This window comes from Telluria sp. ZB2R32 (assembly GCF_059685715.1).
In genome coordinates this window covers 560,707-576,288 of record NZ_JCASIG010000004.1, presented here as the reverse complement: position 1 = coordinate 576,288, position 15,582 = coordinate 560,707, and the positions used below count along the sequence as shown (strand labels likewise).

General features: G+C 63.2%; 14 protein-coding genes and 1 riboswitch. Of the genes, 9 read left to right on the top strand and 5 right to left on the bottom strand.

The features are described 5' to 3' along the window. Positions 1-20 precede the first annotated feature (20 nt). The 4 genes from metF to metK form a co-directional block, all read right to left on the bottom strand. On the bottom strand, positions 21-848 hold the full coding sequence (metF, locus tag AC56LG_RS15045; RefSeq protein ID WP_497166869.1) for a methylenetetrahydrofolate reductase [NAD(P)H]: 828 nt from the start codon (positions 846-848) through the stop codon (positions 21-23). Next, the gene (locus tag AC56LG_RS15040) at positions 835-1,188 is read right to left on the bottom strand and encodes a phage holin family protein (RefSeq protein ID WP_192055165.1); all 354 of its coding nucleotides are present in this window, start codon (positions 1,186-1,188) and stop codon (positions 835-837) included. Before AC56LG_RS15040 ends, metF begins: the two co-directional genes overlap by 14 nt. 93 nt (positions 1,189-1,281) lie before the next feature. Continuing rightward, positions 1,282-2,709, bottom strand: coding sequence for an adenosylhomocysteinase (gene ahcY, locus AC56LG_RS15035; RefSeq protein ID WP_497166868.1), 1,428 nt, complete (start codon positions 2,707-2,709; stop codon positions 1,282-1,284). 28 nt (positions 2,710-2,737) lie between these two features. Beyond that, positions 2,738-2,809: riboswitch (S-adenosyl-L-homocysteine riboswitch) on the bottom strand. Between the two features lie 304 nt (positions 2,810-3,113). After that, on the bottom strand, positions 3,114-4,280 hold the full coding sequence (metK, locus tag AC56LG_RS15030; protein WP_497166867.1) for a methionine adenosyltransferase: 1,167 nt from the start codon (positions 4,278-4,280) through the stop codon (positions 3,114-3,116). A gap of 188 nt (positions 4,281-4,468) precedes the next feature. On the opposite strand from metK, the gene AC56LG_RS15025 reads away from it, so the two are divergent. From AC56LG_RS15025 to dapF, 3 genes are read left to right on the top strand one after another with little or no spacing between them, the layout of a single operon-like run. After that, on the top strand, positions 4,469-5,320 hold the full coding sequence (locus tag AC56LG_RS15025) for a lysophospholipid acyltransferase family protein (RefSeq protein ID WP_497166866.1): 852 nt from the start codon (positions 4,469-4,471) through the stop codon (positions 5,318-5,320). Beyond that, entirely contained in the window at positions 5,317-6,180 is an 864-nt protein-coding gene (locus tag AC56LG_RS15020; protein ID WP_497166865.1) for an LpxL/LpxP family acyltransferase, read from the top strand. Before AC56LG_RS15025 ends, AC56LG_RS15020 begins: the two co-directional genes overlap by 4 nt. Before the next feature lie 18 nt (positions 6,181-6,198). Continuing rightward, positions 6,199-7,062, top strand: coding sequence for a diaminopimelate epimerase (dapF, locus tag AC56LG_RS15015; protein ID WP_497166864.1), 864 nt, complete (start codon positions 6,199-6,201; stop codon positions 7,060-7,062). 87 nt (positions 7,063-7,149) lie between these two features. Here dapF and AC56LG_RS15010 read toward each other — a convergent pair whose 3' ends face one another. Continuing rightward, entirely contained in the window at positions 7,150-8,865 is a 1,716-nt protein-coding gene (locus AC56LG_RS15010; protein WP_497166863.1) for a tetratricopeptide repeat protein, read from the bottom strand. Between the two features lie 470 nt (positions 8,866-9,335). Between AC56LG_RS15010 and AC56LG_RS15005 the strand changes: the two genes are divergently transcribed. The 6 genes from AC56LG_RS15005 (at position 9,336) to dksA (ending at position 15,449) form a co-directional block, all read left to right on the top strand. Further along, on the top strand, positions 9,336-10,403 hold the full coding sequence (locus AC56LG_RS15005) for a porin (RefSeq protein WP_497166862.1): 1,068 nt from the start codon (positions 9,336-9,338) through the stop codon (positions 10,401-10,403). 234 nt (positions 10,404-10,637) lie between these two features. Beyond that, entirely contained in the window at positions 10,638-11,918 is a 1,281-nt protein-coding gene (locus AC56LG_RS15000; RefSeq protein ID WP_497166861.1) for a porin, read from the top strand. A gap of 124 nt (positions 11,919-12,042) precedes the next feature. Next, positions 12,043-12,702, top strand: a complete 660-nt coding sequence (locus AC56LG_RS14995; RefSeq protein ID WP_497166860.1) for a DUF484 family protein — start codon at positions 12,043-12,045, stop codon at positions 12,700-12,702. 1 nt (position 12,703) lies between these two features. Further along, positions 12,704-13,630: a tyrosine recombinase XerC gene (locus AC56LG_RS14990; protein ID WP_497166859.1), complete on the top strand. Its 927-nt coding sequence runs from the start codon at positions 12,704-12,706 to the stop codon at positions 13,628-13,630. Positions 13,631-13,748: 118 nt separating this feature from the next. Further along, positions 13,749-14,792 (top strand): CobW family GTP-binding protein, encoded by a 1,044-nt coding sequence (locus tag AC56LG_RS14985; RefSeq protein WP_497166858.1) that lies wholly within the window; start codon positions 13,749-13,751, stop codon positions 14,790-14,792. Between the two features lie 207 nt (positions 14,793-14,999). Further along, on the top strand, positions 15,000-15,449 hold the full coding sequence (dksA, locus tag AC56LG_RS14980) for an RNA polymerase-binding protein DksA (RefSeq protein WP_056342667.1): 450 nt from the start codon (positions 15,000-15,002) through the stop codon (positions 15,447-15,449). Positions 15,450-15,582: the final 133 nt, after the last annotated feature.

Sequence of the window (15,582 nt, the reverse complement as noted above, 5' to 3'; positions counted from 1 at the left end):
TGTAGGCCACTGCCGCCCGCTTACACCAGACGCTGCCAGATGGCCGTGGTGGCCACCGCCTGGTTCATGCTGTAGAAATGCAAGCCCGGCGCGCCGCCAGCCAGTAGCCGTTCGCACAGGCTGGTCACCACATCCAACCCGAATGCCTTGATCGAGGCGCTGTCGTCGCCGAAACTGGCCAGTTTCAGGCGTACCCAGCGCGGGATTTCGGCGCCGCACATGTCGGAAAAGCGCATCAATTGGGTGTAGTTCGTGATCGGCATGATGCCGGCCACGATCGGCACGTCGATGCCCCTTTGTTGTGCATTGTCGACGAATTGAAAGTAGGCGTCGGCATTGTAGAAATACTGGGTGATCGCAGAGTTCGCCCCGGCCTTGATCTTGCGCTCGAAGTTGAGCAGGTCGTCCTGCGGCGAGCGCGCCTGCGGATGCACTTCCGGATAGGCCGCGACTTCGATATGGAACCAGTCGCCGGTCTCGGCGCGGATGAACTCGACGAGCTCGTTGGCGTAGCGCAGTTCGCCGGCGCCGCCGTAACCGCTGGGTAAATCGCCGCGCAGCGCCACAAGGCGGCGGATGCCTTGCGCCTGGAATTGCTGGAGGATGGCGCGGATCGAGTCGCGGGTGGCGCCGATGCACGACAGGTGCGGCGCGGCCAGGTGGCCGTCGGCCATGATGTCGAGCACGGTATCGAGGGTGCCCTGCTGGGTAGTGCCGCCGGCGCCGAAGGTGACCGAAAAGTACTTCGGATTCAGTTCGGCGAGTTTGCCGCGGGTGACGCGCAGCTTTTCCGCGCCCTCGGGCGTCTTGGGCGGGAAAAACTCGATGCTGAAATTATGCGTTTCCATCGTTTTTGAGGAGCAAGGTCGAAAGCGCCCACGAAATCACGCTGTACAGGATGGCTGCCAGGAAGGCCGACCAGAACCCCGCCACCGCGAACCCGTCGACCCAGTGCGACACCAGCCAGAACAGGACGGCATTGATCACCAGGATGAACAGCCCCATCGACAGCAGCGTGACAGGCAAGGTCAGCAACACCAGCACGGGCCGGATCAGCGTGTTGACCAGGCCCAGCACGAGGGCGGCGATCAGGGCGGTGCCGACATTGCTGACGGACACGGAATTCATGAGGTAAGGCAGGGCCATCAAGGCGGCGGCATTGATCAGCCAGGTCAGGAGCAGGCGCATGTTCAGCTTTCGTGGTGCGTTTTCTTGTTAGGGAGGGCCTACGGACGCCTGCGTCCGTAGGCAACCTGCGTTATTGCGTCAACCGGGGTTGCATCAATAACGATAGTGGTCCGGCTTGTATGGACCTTCCTTCTTCACCGAGATGTAGGCGGCTTGCTCGTCGGTCAGTTCGGTCAGCTGGGCGTTGAGCTTTTTGAGCTGCAGGCGCGCGACCTTTTCGTCCAGGTGCTTCGGCAGCGTGTAGACGCCGACCGGGTACTGGTCGGTGTTGGCGAACAACTCGATCTGGGCGATGGTCTGGTTCGCGAACGACGAACTCATCACGTACGACGGGTGGCCGGTGCCGCAACCCAGGTTCACCAGGCGGCCTTCGGCCAGCAGGATGATGCGCTTGCCGTCCGGGAAGATCACGTGGTCGACCTGCGGCTTGATGTTTTCCCACTGATATTTCTTCAGCGAGGCGACGTCGATCTCGTTGTCGAAGTGGCCGATGTTGCAGACGATCGCCTGGTCCTTCATGCGCAGCATGTGCTGCTCGGTCAGGATGTGGTAGTTACCGGTGCAGGTGACGAAAATGTCGCCGTGCTCGGCCGCGTATTCCATCGTCACGACGCGGTAGCCTTCCATCGCCGCCTGCAGGGCGCAGATCGGATCGATCTCGGTGACCCAGACTTGCGCCGACAGGGCGCGCATGGCCTGCGCCGAACCTTTGCCGACGTCGCCGTAACCGGCGATGACGGCGACCTTACCGGCGATCATGACGTCGGTCGCGCGCTTGATGCCGTCGACCAGCGATTCGCGGCAGCCGTACAGGTTGTCGAACTTCGATTTCGTCACCGAATCGTTGACGTTGATGGCCGGGAAGGCCAACTTACCCTCCTGGTGCATCTGGTACAGGCGGTGCACGCCGGTGGTGGTTTCTTCGGTTACGCCGAGGATGTGCGGCAGGCGCTTCGAGTACCACTGCGGATCGGTCTTCAGGCGGCCCTTGATGGCGTTGAACAGGCAAATCTCTTCTTCCGAACCGGGCTTGTCGAGCACCGAGCTATCCGTCTCGGCGCGCGCGCCCAGGTGCAGCAGCAAGGTGGCGTCGCCGCCGTCGTCGAGGATCATGTTCGAGTACACGGCGTTACCGGCGGCGTCGTTCGGCCACTCGAAGATGCGGTGCGTGTATTCCCAGTACTCGTCCAGGGTTTCGCCCTTGACGGCGAACACCGGCGTGCCGACCGCGGCGATGGCGGCGGCGGCGTGGTCCTGGGTCGAATAGATGTTGCACGAGGCCCAGCGCACTTGCGCGCCGAGCGCTTCCAGCGTGCGGATCAGCACGGCGGTCTGGATGGTCATGTGCAGCGAGCCGGTAATGCGCGCGCCCTTCAATGGCTGCGCAGCGGCGAATTCTTCCTGGATTGCCATCAGACCCGGCATCTCGGTTTCGGCGATGCGGATTTCCTTCTCGCCCCAGGCGGCCAGGGAGATGTCGGCAATGTGGAAGTCTTGGGTGGTTTTCAGTACGGCGCTCATCACGCCCTCCTTTCAAGTTAAGAAAAAAGTAACGTGAGCGCAGTGTTGATATCCGAGCCTGGCGAAAAAGAATTTTTTCGTCGCAACGCTCCTCGGAACGGGGTAGTTTAGCATGTCTGGGGCGGCGTCGTACCGGACGCAGGTCATGCTGAGGGGGATTTGTGCGGTTGCAACAAACTGAGCAGCTCGGATTGTATCGATCCACCGGTTTGCGTAGGGTGGGCCGGGCGGCGCACCGCTCTGCCCACGCGGTGCGGCACTTGAAGAGTGGTGGCGATGTTACGGAACGCGACGTTCGCGATCTCGGGACGATGTGCGGTATGCATCGGCACAACCCCGTGGGCACGAGTGCCCACCCTACACAGCGGCCATCAGCCTTCTACGCCGATGGCCGCTTTACTGCCTTACGACAAGCCCGCTTCGGCGCGCAGCAGCGCCGCCTTATCGGTGCGCTCCCACGTAAACTCCGGCTCTTCGCGGCCGAAGTGGCCGTAAGCAGCCGACTTGGTGTAGATCGGGCGCAGCAGGTCGAGCATTTGCACGATGCCTTTCGGGCGCAGGTCGAAGTGTTCCATCACCAGCTGGGCGATTTTCTCGTCCGAAATGACGCCGGTACCTTCGGTATAGACCGTGATGTTGATCGGACGGGCGACGCCGATGGCGTAGCTGACCTGCACCTGGCACTGGCGCGCCAGGCCGGCGGCGACGATGTTTTTCGCCACGTAGCGCGCAGCGTAGGCGGCCGAGCGGTCGACTTTCGACGGGTCCTTGCCGGAGAACGCGCCGCCGCCGTGCGGGGCTGCGCCACCATAGGTGTCGACGATGATCTTGCGGCCGGTCAAGCCGCAATCGCCCTGCGGGCCACCGATGACGAAGCGGCCGGTCGGGTTCACCAGATATTTCGTGTTCTGCAACCATTCGCGCGGCAAGGTCGGCTTGATGATTTCCTCGATGACGGCTTCCTCGATCTGCGAGTGCGACACGTCGGGATGGTGCTGGGTCGAGAGCACGACGGTGTCGACCGCGACCGGGCGGCCGTCGACGTAGCGCAGCGTGACCTGGCTCTTCGCATCCGGACGCAGCCATGGCAGGCGGCCATCCTTGCGCAGCTGCGACTGGCGCTCGACCAGGCGGTGCGCGTAGTGGATCGCGGCGGGCATCAGCTCGGCGGTCTCGTCGCAGGCATAGCCGAACATCAGGCCCTGGTCGCCCGCGCCCTGGTCGAGGTCGAGGCCGGCGCCTTCGTCGACACCCTGGGCGATGTCCGGCGACTGGCGGTCGTAGCAGACCATGACGGCGCAACCTTTGTAGTCGATGCCGAAGTCGGTATTGTCGTAACCGATGCGTTTAATAGTGTTGCGGGCGACGCCGATATAATCGACGTTGGCGTGGGTCGTGATTTCGCCGGCCAGCACCACCAGACCCGTGTTGCACAGGGTTTCAGCAGCGACGCGCGCGCGCGGATCTTGCTCGAGGATGGCATCGAGAATCGCGTCCGAGATCTGGTCGGCGACTTTGTCGGGATGTCCTTCCGAGACGGATTCGGAAGTAAAGAGATAATCGTTGGACATGAAGGCTCCAGTTACTGTGATCAAAAAACTGCCGCAGCAACCGATGCCTGCGACGCTTTAGCGACATTTATATTCCGCTTCGCAAGTTGTCTATTAACTCGGCGGATCCTGCGTAAAGTGGTATTTTACGCTCCTTTAAGAAATTCTGGCGGAGGGGCACGGTTTGTGCATCGATGCCGATCAAGCGCATGCTAGTTATTTTATTCAGAGTCTTGTCCGTCTTTCCACTACGCATGCTGCATGCCCTCGGCAGCATGCTGGGCTGGCTGGTGTACTGGTTGTCGCCTTCCTACCGGCGCCGTCTCGACGCCAACCTGGCGCAGGCGGGCTTTAGTTCCCAGCGCCGCGCCGCCGTTGCCGAAGCCGGCAAGGCCATCGTCGAGCTGGCGTTTGTCTGGTGCGGCAAGCCGGAACGTGTTGCCCGTCATGCCACGGTCGAGAATTGGGAGATGGTGCAGCGCGTACTCGACGCCGGCCGCGGCATTGTGTTCCTGACGCCACACCTGGGCTGCTTCGAGATGACCGCCCAGCAGATCGCGTTGCACACGGCGCTGACCGTGATGTACCGCCCGCCCAAGAAAAGCGCGCTGAAACCGCTGGTCGAAGGCGCCCGTGCGCGCCATAACCTGCACCTGGCGCCGGCCAACCTGTCCGGCGTGCGCATCCTGGCGAAGACATTAAAAGGCGGCCAGCCGATCGGCTTGCTGCCGGACCAGGTGCCGCAGGAAGGCGAAGGCGTATGGGCGCCCTTCTTCGGACGTCCGGCGTACACGATGACGCTGCCGGCGAAACTGGCCCAGCTCGGGCGCGCCGATATCTTGCTGGTATATGCCGAACGGCTGCCGAAGGGGCGCGGCTATGTCGTGCGCTTCGTGCCGTTCGAGGGCGACTTGTCGGGCAGCGCTGCCGAGCAGGCGGCCAGCATCAACCGCGCGATGGAAGCGCTGATCGCACGCTGTCCGGCCCAGTATTTCTGGAGCTACAACCGCTACAAACAACCCGAGGGGGTGGCCGCGCCACAGGCCGAGGCCGTGGCATGAGGATCCTGATCGCCTTCCTCTGGCTGCTGCATTGGCTGCCCTTGTCCGTGCTCGGGCGCTTCGGCGAAGCCGTCGGCAGCCTGCTGTTCTTGGCACTCGGCAAACGCCGCCACATCACCCTGACCAACCTGCGCTTGTGCATGCCGGAATTGTCGGAGGCGGCGCGGCGCGACCTGGCCCGCGAACACTTCCGCGCCTACGCACGCAGCATTTTCGAGCGCTCGATCCTGTGGTGGGCGCCGGAAGCACGGGTCCGCAAACTGATCCACGTCGATGGCGCGGTGCCGCAGGCGGCGATGGAAGCCGGGCCGACGATCCTGCTGTGCCCGCATTTCGTCTGCCTCGACGTGGCCGGCGTCGCTTCACGCGTGATTCCCGTCTGTAGCATGTATGTGCCGCAAAAAAATGCTGCCTTCGACAAACTGCTGCGCCATGGCCGCGAACGCTACGGCCCGGTACGGCTGGTGACGAGGAAAGAAGGCATCAAGCCGATCCTGCGTGCGTTGCGCGACGGCCTGCCCTACTTCATGCTGCCGGACATGGATTTCGGTGAAAAGGATGCCGAGTTCGTGCCTTTCTTTGGCGTACCGGCGGCCACGCTGACGGCGCTGGGCCGGATCGCCGGCGCCACCGGCGCCAAGGTGATTCCGGTGGTGGCGACTTACCTGCCGAACTACCAGGGCTGGCGCGTACGCTTCTATCCTGCCTGGGAAAACTATCCCGGCACCGACATGCTCGAAGCCACCCGGCGCATGAATGCGTTCATCGAAGAGCGGGTGCGCGAAGCGCCGGCCGAATATTTCTGGACCCATAAGCGCTTTAAAACCCGTCCCCCGGGCGAACCCTCGCTCTACGATTGACGCCTCACAGTTGATTTTATGAAACTCAAGTTCACCAAGATGCAGGGTGCAGGCAACGATTTCGTTGTCATCGACGCCATTTCGCAGCAGATCGATTTCAGTACCGAACAGTGGCGATGCCTGGCCGACCGCCGTTTCGGCATCGGCGCCGACCAGATCCTGATCGTGGAACGCCCGACCGTCGCCGGCGCCGATTTCCGCTATCGCATTTTTAATAACGATGGCGGCGAAGTCGAGCAATGCGGCAACGGCGCCCGTGCGTTTGCCCGTTTCGTTGCCGACCAGGGATTGACCAGCGAACGCAGCATCCGGGTTCAGACCATGTCCGGCATCATCGCGCCGCGCCTGGAAAGCGATGGCAGCGTGACGGTCGACATGGGCGCCCCGGTGCTGGAACCGGCTGCGGTCCCATTCGACAACGCGGCGCTGGGCGGCGTACCGCAGGGCCGCGACACGCTGTGGCCGCTGAACCTGCAGCTTGGGGGCGCGTCGGTCAGCATTCCGGTCTCGGTGGTTTCGATGGGCAACCCGCATGCGGTGCAGACGGTTGACGACACCGAGTCCGCCCCGGTGGCGGAACTGGGTCCGCAAATCGAACACCATCCGCGTTTTCCAAAGCGCGTCAACGCCGGCTTCATGCAGGTCGTCGACCGTCACCACGTCAAATTGCGCGTCTTCGAGCGCGGCGCTGGCGAAACCCTGGCGTGCGGCACCGGCGCCTGCGCTGCCGTCGTGGCGGGGATCCGGCGCGGCCTGGTCGATTCGCCGGTACGGGTCTCGGCGCGCGGCGGGGAATTATCGATTGCCTGGGCTGGCGAAGGCGAACCGGTTTATTTGAGCGGCCCCGCTGTGACGGTGTTCGAAGGCGAAATCACGCTTTAATGAATAACGTGTTCACGATGGTGGCATCCGGCCCGCCTGGGCCCGGCGTGCGCAAGCGCCGCACGATGCCATCTTGTTCGGGCGCGCTCAGGCAGCCATGCCATACGCGGCACTCCCGCGCTCGGACTTGCCGGCCGGGGCCAGCCTGCCATCGGCGCCGTTCAGCAGCCGTCCCGACATCGCCGCATCGGCCATCAAGGTGCGCAACCGGTACAGGCGCTGGCGGTAATTTCCTTCCGGCCCGCCCGGGCCACAATCGACATTCTCGAACAGCCGTACGATGCGGTCGAGCGTTTGCCGCTCCTGCGTCGTGTCGATCATGACCAGCCGGCGCTTGCTGCGGCCATAGCTGGCGCGGATATCGACCACCAGGCAATGCCCCTGGTCCGCCGCCGTGACGTCGAGCAGCAGGGTTTCGGCACGCGTCAGGCCAAACAGCGCGGCCAGTTCCAGCCGCGCCGCCAGCAGCGGGTGCGCCGCCAGGTCGCCGACACAACCGAGCAGCGCCCCGGTTTCGGTGTGGGCGGCATCGTCGGGGCGCGGTGCGATCTTGCGGATGGCTGCCGCTGCCTCGGCATTGCCTTGCGTGGCCGCCTGCTGCAGCCAGAACACGGCGCGCACATCGTTGCTTTCGTTTTCGCGGCGCGCCCGCCAGGCATTGTTGCCGCACTCCAGCTGCGCGACCTGGTAGCCCATTTCGGCTGCCTTCTCCAGGTAGCGCTGGGCATCCGCGACGTTGCGCTGCGAGAACTCGGGTTTCAGATAGATGCGCGACAAGGCGTACCAGGCCTCGGCCAGGCCCTGCTCCCCCGCCAGCAACAGCCAGCGGATCGCCTTTTTGAAATTGGCCGCCCCGCTGCCGCCCTGCACCCGGGCGCCGTCGACCTGCATGCGCGCATACCACAGGCCGATCGCCAGCTGGGCGTGGCGGTCGTGCTCGGCGGCGGCCAGTTCCCAAAAAGCGTGCACTTCTTCGTCACCAGCATCGGCGCCGCCCTTGCCGTCGGCCAGCAAGCGCGCCGTGCGCGACAGCAGCGTGACCTCGCCCGGCGCCAGGCGCCGGATATGCTTGCCGCCACCGCTTTCCACCAGCGCGCGCGCCAGCGGCAGTGCCAGCGCCAGGTACTCCTGCCAGGCCTCGGCCGCCCAGCTTTGCTCGAGCAGCGCGAATTGCGCTTCGGCCAGGCCGTTGTCGGCGGCGCGGCGCAGCCACGGCTGGTCCGGGGCGGCCTGGGCTGCCGGCGCCGGCGCATCCGCGCGCGCGACTGCGCGCCGCTCGGCATGGCCTGCCCGCTCGCGTACGGGCGCGGCGCCTTGCCGCAGCGCGCCAGTGGCCCCCTGCACGGCGGCGCCGGCGGCGCAGGCCGCGCTGACGCTGGCGGCAATGTCGGGCCGCCGCGCCAGCAGCCATTGCGCTTCCGCGAAACCGGCGCGCGCGGCTTCCTCGAGTGCGCGCAAGGCCTTGGTGCGCAGCGCATCGGGCGCGGCGCGGCCATCTTCGAGCAGCAGCTGGGCCAGCACCAACCCGGCGCGTACGTTGCCGCCGTCATAGGCGCGCTCGTACCACGGCGCCAGCGGCGTCGCGTGGATCCGCGCCAGGTCGAGCGGGATATGGCTGCCGATCAGTTCACACGACTCGGCACAGTCCTGACGCGCCGCCCGGTCGAGCCAGTGCAGCGCCGTCGGCAGGCTGCGCGGCAGGCCGGCGCTGCCAAACAGGTAGCGCTTGCCCAGTTCGAGTTGCGCGTCGGCGCGGCCACTGCGGGCGCCACGGATGATCGCCAGTTCTTCACGATTAGCCATCGGTCGTCTTCGTCAATTGATTAGGGGCGTGGATTGGAGGCGTGCAACTGGCGGGGCGGGATTGGCGCGAGACCACGACGAGCAGGCTGTCGCAGGCAAAGTTGCCAATATACAAGAAGTTCCCGCATTGCGCCCACACCCCATCGGTTTAAGGAAAGTCTAAGCCAGCAGGGGGTGTCAAACGTCCCGAACCGCCCGATGATTGATATCGCACAAGCGCCCCAAAACGATGCGGAACTCTGCCGCTTGGTAGTGCATCAAGTACCAAACAGGGCGCCAGACGGGCTCGGGCGTTTCGAAAATACAACAGCACGATTGGTTAAATTGGCTTTCCACCAACTCGAACCGCCATAATTAACCAATCCGGCAATCTTGACGCGTTAAGCATTTAAGGTTCACTCGTCCGAGTGTTCAGCAATGAAAGTCTCAACGCTCTTTGGATTCCGATTCACTTCTAAGGATACGAATAAATGAAAAAATCTCTGATGGCAGTTGCTCTCGTCGGCGCGTTCGCCGGCGTTGCCCATGCACAGACCTCCGTACAAATCTACGGCACCATCGATGCCGGCGTACAAAAGCGTTCGGGCCAGACCCTGAGCATCGGCAAGCGTGCATCGAACACGCTGGGCTTCAAGGGCACGGAAGATCTGGGCAACGGCCTGAAAGCGCTGTTCCAACTGGAAATGCGCTACGAGCCGGACACCGGCACCACCGAAAACAACGGCCGTCCGTTGTTCCAGGGCCAGAGCCGCGTCGGCCTGCAGGGTGATTTCGGTATGGTCCGCATCGGTCGCGGCCTGACCCCGTACCAGGAAACCGTCGGCGCCTTCGAGCCGTTCCACGCGCTGCCGCACCAGGCTGGTTTCTACACCGACCTGGCCGTCGCCGGTTACACCTCGACTCCGCTGGACCCAGCGATCAACTCGAACAACCGTTGGTCGAACGCCTTCTGGTACAACAGCCCGGTCGTCAGCGGCTTCCAGCTGAACACCGCGATCGCTACCAAGGAAAACAATGGCGCACCAGCCATCGTTGGCCGTGGCACCGTCGCTGCACCGCAATACGCTGCCGGCGCCGAAGCCAGCGCCAACCCATTCTCGGTCACCGGTACCTATAACAACGGTCCGGCAGCCCTGATGGTCGGCTACGAGCGCAATGCGATCGAAAGCAAGGTCATGTCGGTCGGCGTTTCGCTGAACGTCACGCCTGAACTGAAACTGATGGCACTGGCATCGCGCCAGGAGCAGGACAACACCCGCTTCTTCAACACCCGTACCAACGCCTGGATCCTGGGCGCCAACTACACCATGGGCGCAGGCAAGTTCCTGGCTGGCTATGGCCAGAAAGATCCAGACAACTACATCAAGACCAAGCAAATGTCGCTGGGTTACGAGTACAGCCTGTCGAAGCGTACCTACGTGTACGTCGATGCATCGCGCAAGGACGGCCCACAGCGTTCGTTCAACACCTTCACCGGTGCCGCTGCTCCGGACGAAACCGTCAATTTCTACACGATCGGCGTGAACCACTCGTTCTAAGCTGACGCGGACGCAGGTCCGCTTCGCTTGACGCGCATAGGGCAGGATCCGGCAACGGTTCCTGCCTTTTTTACGTCTACAGCGTTTATCCGGACATTCCAATCACTCAGCGTTGTATTTCTGCCACTCACCCCCGTCACGCTTGGGCAGTTGTGTATACAGCGCGCAGGGCGGATGGCATATTTGCGTTGCGGAACTATTTAGCTTCCGAAAATAAACAATAGTGGAGATTTAATGAACAAATGTTTGATCGCTGGCTTGATCGGCGCATGCTTTGCAATCCCGGCCATGGCCCAGACCAGCGTCCAGATCTACGGTATTGCCGATGCCGGCGTCCTGTTCCAGAAGGGCGGCCCGACCAAGATCGTCAGCGGTGGCGCCGACGGCTCGCGTATCGGTTTCAAAGGTACTGAAGAGCTGGGCAATGGCTTCAAGGCCATCTTCAATCTGGAAGCACGTGTCGAACTCGACACCGGCACCCAGCAGCCGACCCTGATCAACGACAACCGCGGCCTGTATCTGGAACGCGGCCTGAATGCACTCGACCGCTTCAGCCCGGCGATCGCGCCGGGCCTGCGCGCAGCGCTATACCAACCGGGCGCGCCTGCCGTCAACCAGGAGCGCGCGCTGTTCGACCGTACCGCGATGGTCGGCCTGATCACCCCGGTCGGCGCCGTGATGCTGGGCCGCATGTACACCCCGGGCTATGAAGTGTTCGCCGCCGCCGATGCCTTCGAATCGGGCATGGTCGGTACCTGGGGCCATGTCACCGGCGGCACCGCCGGTTTCACTGCGCTGGGCGCGGACATCCGCTCGCAGGAAGCGATCCAGTACCGTATCGCCCATCCGTCGGGCCTGGGCGGCTCGATCATGTACGGTCCGCGCGGCTCGGGTTACCTCGGCCGTTACGAAAAATTCCGCGCCGCCGCCATTACCTACAAGGCGAACGGCTTCGACATCGGCATCGGCTACAACCACGGTTACGACCAGCAAGACCGTCCGAGCCTGCGCACGACCACGGTTGGCGGTTCGTACACCATGGATGCCTTCAAATTCTTCGCTGGCTTCCACAGCCAGCGCAACCAGAACTCGGCCCTGATCGCCGATTACCTGGGCGCCTGGGACCAGCGTATCGCTCCGGCACTGGCCGCGGCGCCGCTGGCAGTGCGCACCGCCGCGCGCGATACCTTCGAGGGCATCATGCGCAACAACACGCTGCAGGATGCGAACAGCTACCAGGTCGGCGCCCATTACAAGCTCGGCAACGGCCGCATCATGGCGTCGTATGCGCACCAGAACGATCGCACGGTATCGAACAGCGATGCCGACATGTTCGCGCTCGGCTACGACCACTTCCTGTCGAAGCGTACCGACGTCTATATCGCCGCTTCCGTGATCAAGAACGACAACGAGGCGCAATACGCGCCAGGCATTTCGGGCTCGCCGGGCGGTTTCACCCGTGCCCCGGGCGAAGACGGCCGCGCCCTGCAGATCGGCGTGCGTCACCGCTTCTGATCGCTCCGATCGGCTAGCCACGAGGGCGCCTGCGGGCGCCCTTTTTGTCTCTACCGACCTGCCCCGCTGCACGGTAGAATGATGCACACCCTTTGCGCACACCCTATTTTTTGCAAGATTACCGATGACCGTTTCCCTGGACTCCGCCGCCGTTGCCCATTACCTGGCCGAGCACCCGCGCTTTTTCGAAGAACACGCCGACCTGCTGGGCGAAGTCAAACTGTCGAGTACGCTGACCGGAAAAACCGTTTCCCTGCAAGAGCGCCAGATGGAAGTCATGCGCGCCAAGTACAAGGCGCTCGAATTGCGCATGGCCGACCTGCTGCGCACCGCCACCGACAACACCGTCATCCTCAACCGTTTTCATGCCTGGCACGTAGCGCTCTTGAAATCGGCCGGCGGCGCGGCCATGGCGCGCGACCTGGTCGACGGCCTGAAAGAACATGTCGCCGTGCCGCAAGCGACGCTGCGCCTGTGGAATGTCAAAGCCGAGTACGCCGATGCCTGGTTTGCCGCCGATGCCGGCGATGCGCGCCTGTTCGCCTCCAGCCTGCGCGTGCCCTATTGCGGTCCGAACAAGGATTTCGAAGCCGTGCGCTGGCTCGACGGCGCCGACGCGGTGCGCTCGACCGCGCTGTTGCCGCTGACGGCGAATGGCGCTACTTTCGGTCTGCTGGTGCTGGGCTCGCCCGACGCCGAGCGTTTCAGCGCCCTGATGGCAACCGACTTCCTGGTTCAATTGGGCCAGTCGGCCAGCGCCGCGCTGGCGCCGCTGCGCGCATAAGATGGACGCCGGCACCGACTGGGCCGAACGCTACCTGGGAGAACTGGCCACCCAGCGCCAGCTGTCCGCGCACACGATTGCCGCTTACCGGCGCGACCTGGCCGAACTGCGGCAACTGGCCGGGCACGGCGACTGGCCGCTGCTGACCCATGCCGACATGCGCCGCTTTGCCGCGCGCCTCCACGCCGGTGGCCAGGAACCGCGCACGATCGCCCGCAAACTGTCGGGCTGGCGCGGCTTTTATGCATGGCTGTCACGCCAGATCGCACTGCCCGCCAATCCGGTCGAGGGCGTGCGCGCCCCGCGCCGTCCCAAAACCCTGCCCAAGGCACTGGCCGTCGATGCCGCCGTCCAATTACTGGAAGCGAAGCAGCACGGCCATCCGGAACCGGCCGAGCTGTGTAACCGCGCCATGTTCGAGTTGCTGTATTCGAGCGGGCTGCGGGTCTCGGAACTGGCCGGGCTCGACCTGGCATATACGTATACGGATGGCACTCCCTCGCTTGGCTGGTTCGATGCTGCCGCCGAAGAAGTGGTGGTCACCGGCAAGGGCAATAAAATGCGCCGGGTGCCGGTCGGCGGCCCCGCGCGCGCGGCGCTGGCCGCCTGGCTGGCGGTGCGCCCGCCCGCCGCCGACGGCAGTGCCGCCTTGTTCCTGTCGAACCGTGGCACCCGCATCAGTCCGCGCGTGGTGCAGCAACGACTGAAGACCCATGCGCTGCAGGCTGGCTCCCCGGTGCACGTGCACCCGCACGTACTGCGCCACTCGTTCGCTTCGCACTTGCTGCAATCCTCGGGCGACCTGCGCGCCGTGCAGGAACTGTTAGGCCACGCCAGTATCACCTCGACCCAGGTGTATACCGCGCTCGACTTCCAGCATCTTGCCGCCGTGTATGACCGAGCGCACCCACGCGCGAAAGCGAAGTAGACAAGGGTTCGCCTGCGCTGGCGCAAAGGCTGGTGCGGTTGATGGTGGCAGATTGCAAATTACGGCATAATCTTCGGCTTCTTCACGCTTCTTGCAGCCGCCCGTACTGCGCACAACCATGTCACCGATCCCGACCACCATCCTCACCGGCTTCCTTGGCGCCGGCAAGACCACCCTCCTCAACCGCATCCTGCGCGAGGAACACGGCCTGCGCATTGCCGTCATCGAGAACGAATTCGGCGAAGAAAACATCGACAACGAAATCCTGGTGCAGGACAGCGGCGAACAGATCGTCGAAATGAACAATGGCTGCATCTGCTGCACCATCCGCGGCGACCTGGTCGTGGCCCTGAATAAGCTGGCGCAAAAGCGCGAAGCGGGCGAACTCCAGTTCGACCACGTCGTCATCGAAACGACCGGCCTGGCCAACCCGGGTCCGGTAGCCCAGACCTTCTTTGTCGACGAGGAAGTCGGCAGCTATTACATGCTCGACGCCGTCGTCACCGTGGTCGACGCGCGCCATGCGATGGACCAGCTCGACCGCCACGAAGAAGCCCAGAGACAAGTCGGTTTTGCCGACAAGATTTTGCTGTCCAAATTGGATCTGGTCGATCCGAACGCGCTCGAAGCACTCAAGATGCGCATCAAACGTATCAACCCGCGTGCGCCGATCTCGACCTCCGACTTCGGCCGTGCACCGATCGCCGACGTGCTCGACCTGCGCGGTTTCAATTTGAACGACAAGCTCGAACTCGATCCGGACTTTCTGCGCGCCGAGGAACATGATCATGACCATCCCGATCACGTGCACACCGACGCCTGCAAACACGATCACGGCCATGATCACCATCACGGGCACCACAGCGACGACATCGCTGCCTTCGTCTTCAAATCAGAGCGCGCCTTCGATCCGGAACGGCTCGACCAGTTCCTCGGCAGCATGGTGCAAGTCTTTGGACCGAGCATGTTGCGCTACAAGGGCGTACTGTCGATGGCGGGCGCCGAACGCAAGGTCGTCTTCCAGGGCGTGCATCAAATCATGGGCAGCGACCTGGGGGCAAAGTGGGAGCTTGACGAACCCCGTGGCAGCAAAATGGTTTTTATTGGTAAAAATTTACCAAAAGACGTATTTATCCGCGGTTTGGAACAGTGTTTGGTATAAACTATCCCGGTTTAACAGTACCGGTCGCGCTCCTGGCAAGACACGGCGGGTATTGATGATTGACCGCTGTCCTCCCGGACAGCGAGGACGGCGGATCGTATGGGCCGTCATGGCAGCAGCAAGGGCGCGCACCCTTGAGTTCGGGGTGCTACGGCTGAGCTAGCTGATAAAATGAAAACCTCTGTCGTATCGAAGGTAAGTGAAGTCATGACTAAAACAACGAAACCGAATGCCGCTCAGGCCGAAGACCGACTCTTGACGGAAGAAGAAATTCGGGCGATGGGCGAAGAGGACTACATGAACCCGGCCCAGCTCGCGTTCTTCAAGGACCGCCTGCAGCAGCTCGAGAAGGAACTGCTGAAAAATGCCGGCGAGACTACCGAGCACCTGCGCGAAACCGTGCTGGTTCCCGATCCGGCCGACCGCGCCACTATCGAGGAAGAACACGCCCTCGAGCTGCGCACCCGCGACCGCGAACGCAAGCTGCTGAAAAAAGTGCAGCAATCGCTGGCCGCCATCGACGGCGGCGACTATGGCTGGTGCGAAGAAACCGGCGAACCGATCGGCATCCCGCGCCTGATCGCACGCCCGACCGCCACGCTGTCGCTGGAAGCCCAGCAGCGCCGCGAACTGAAGCAAAAGCTCTACGGCGACTGATCGACTTTTTAGTCCCCCTACAAAAAAAGCATGCGCGCGCGCATGCTTTTTTGTTTTGTACCGCCTTTGCCGCGATCGTGCGGTTAAAAACTTTCCCATGGGATACACTGGCAGGTGTCCGCACAGGCTTTGC

Coding starts and splice junctions, on each gene's coding strand:
- metF (WP_497166869.1), bottom strand. CDS start 848: ATGGAAACGCATAATTTCAGCATCGAGTTTTTCCCGCCCAAGACGCCC.
- AC56LG_RS15040 (WP_192055165.1), bottom strand. CDS start 1,188: ATGCGCCTGCTCCTGACCTGGCTGATCAATGCCGCCGCCTTGATGGCC.
- ahcY (WP_497166868.1), bottom strand. CDS start 2,709: ATGAGCGCCGTACTGAAAACCACCCAAGACTTCCACATTGCCGACATC.
- metK (WP_497166867.1), bottom strand. CDS start 4,280: ATGTCCAACGATTATCTCTTTACTTCCGAATCCGTCTCGGAAGGACAT.
- AC56LG_RS15025 (WP_497166866.1), top strand. CDS start 4,469: ATGCTAGTTATTTTATTCAGAGTCTTGTCCGTCTTTCCACTACGCATG.
- AC56LG_RS15020 (WP_497166865.1), top strand. CDS start 5,317: ATGAGGATCCTGATCGCCTTCCTCTGGCTGCTGCATTGGCTGCCCTTG.
- dapF (WP_497166864.1), top strand. CDS start 6,199: ATGAAACTCAAGTTCACCAAGATGCAGGGTGCAGGCAACGATTTCGTT.
- AC56LG_RS15010 (WP_497166863.1), bottom strand. CDS start 8,865: ATGGCTAATCGTGAAGAACTGGCGATCATCCGTGGCGCCCGCAGTGGC.
- AC56LG_RS15005 (WP_497166862.1), top strand. CDS start 9,336: ATGAAAAAATCTCTGATGGCAGTTGCTCTCGTCGGCGCGTTCGCCGGC.
- AC56LG_RS15000 (WP_497166861.1), top strand. CDS start 10,638: ATGAACAAATGTTTGATCGCTGGCTTGATCGGCGCATGCTTTGCAATC.
- AC56LG_RS14995 (WP_497166860.1), top strand. CDS start 12,043: ATGACCGTTTCCCTGGACTCCGCCGCCGTTGCCCATTACCTGGCCGAG.
- AC56LG_RS14990 (WP_497166859.1), top strand. CDS start 12,704: ATGGACGCCGGCACCGACTGGGCCGAACGCTACCTGGGAGAACTGGCC.
- AC56LG_RS14985 (WP_497166858.1), top strand. CDS start 13,749: ATGTCACCGATCCCGACCACCATCCTCACCGGCTTCCTTGGCGCCGGC.
- dksA (WP_056342667.1), top strand. CDS start 15,000: ATGACTAAAACAACGAAACCGAATGCCGCTCAGGCCGAAGACCGACTC.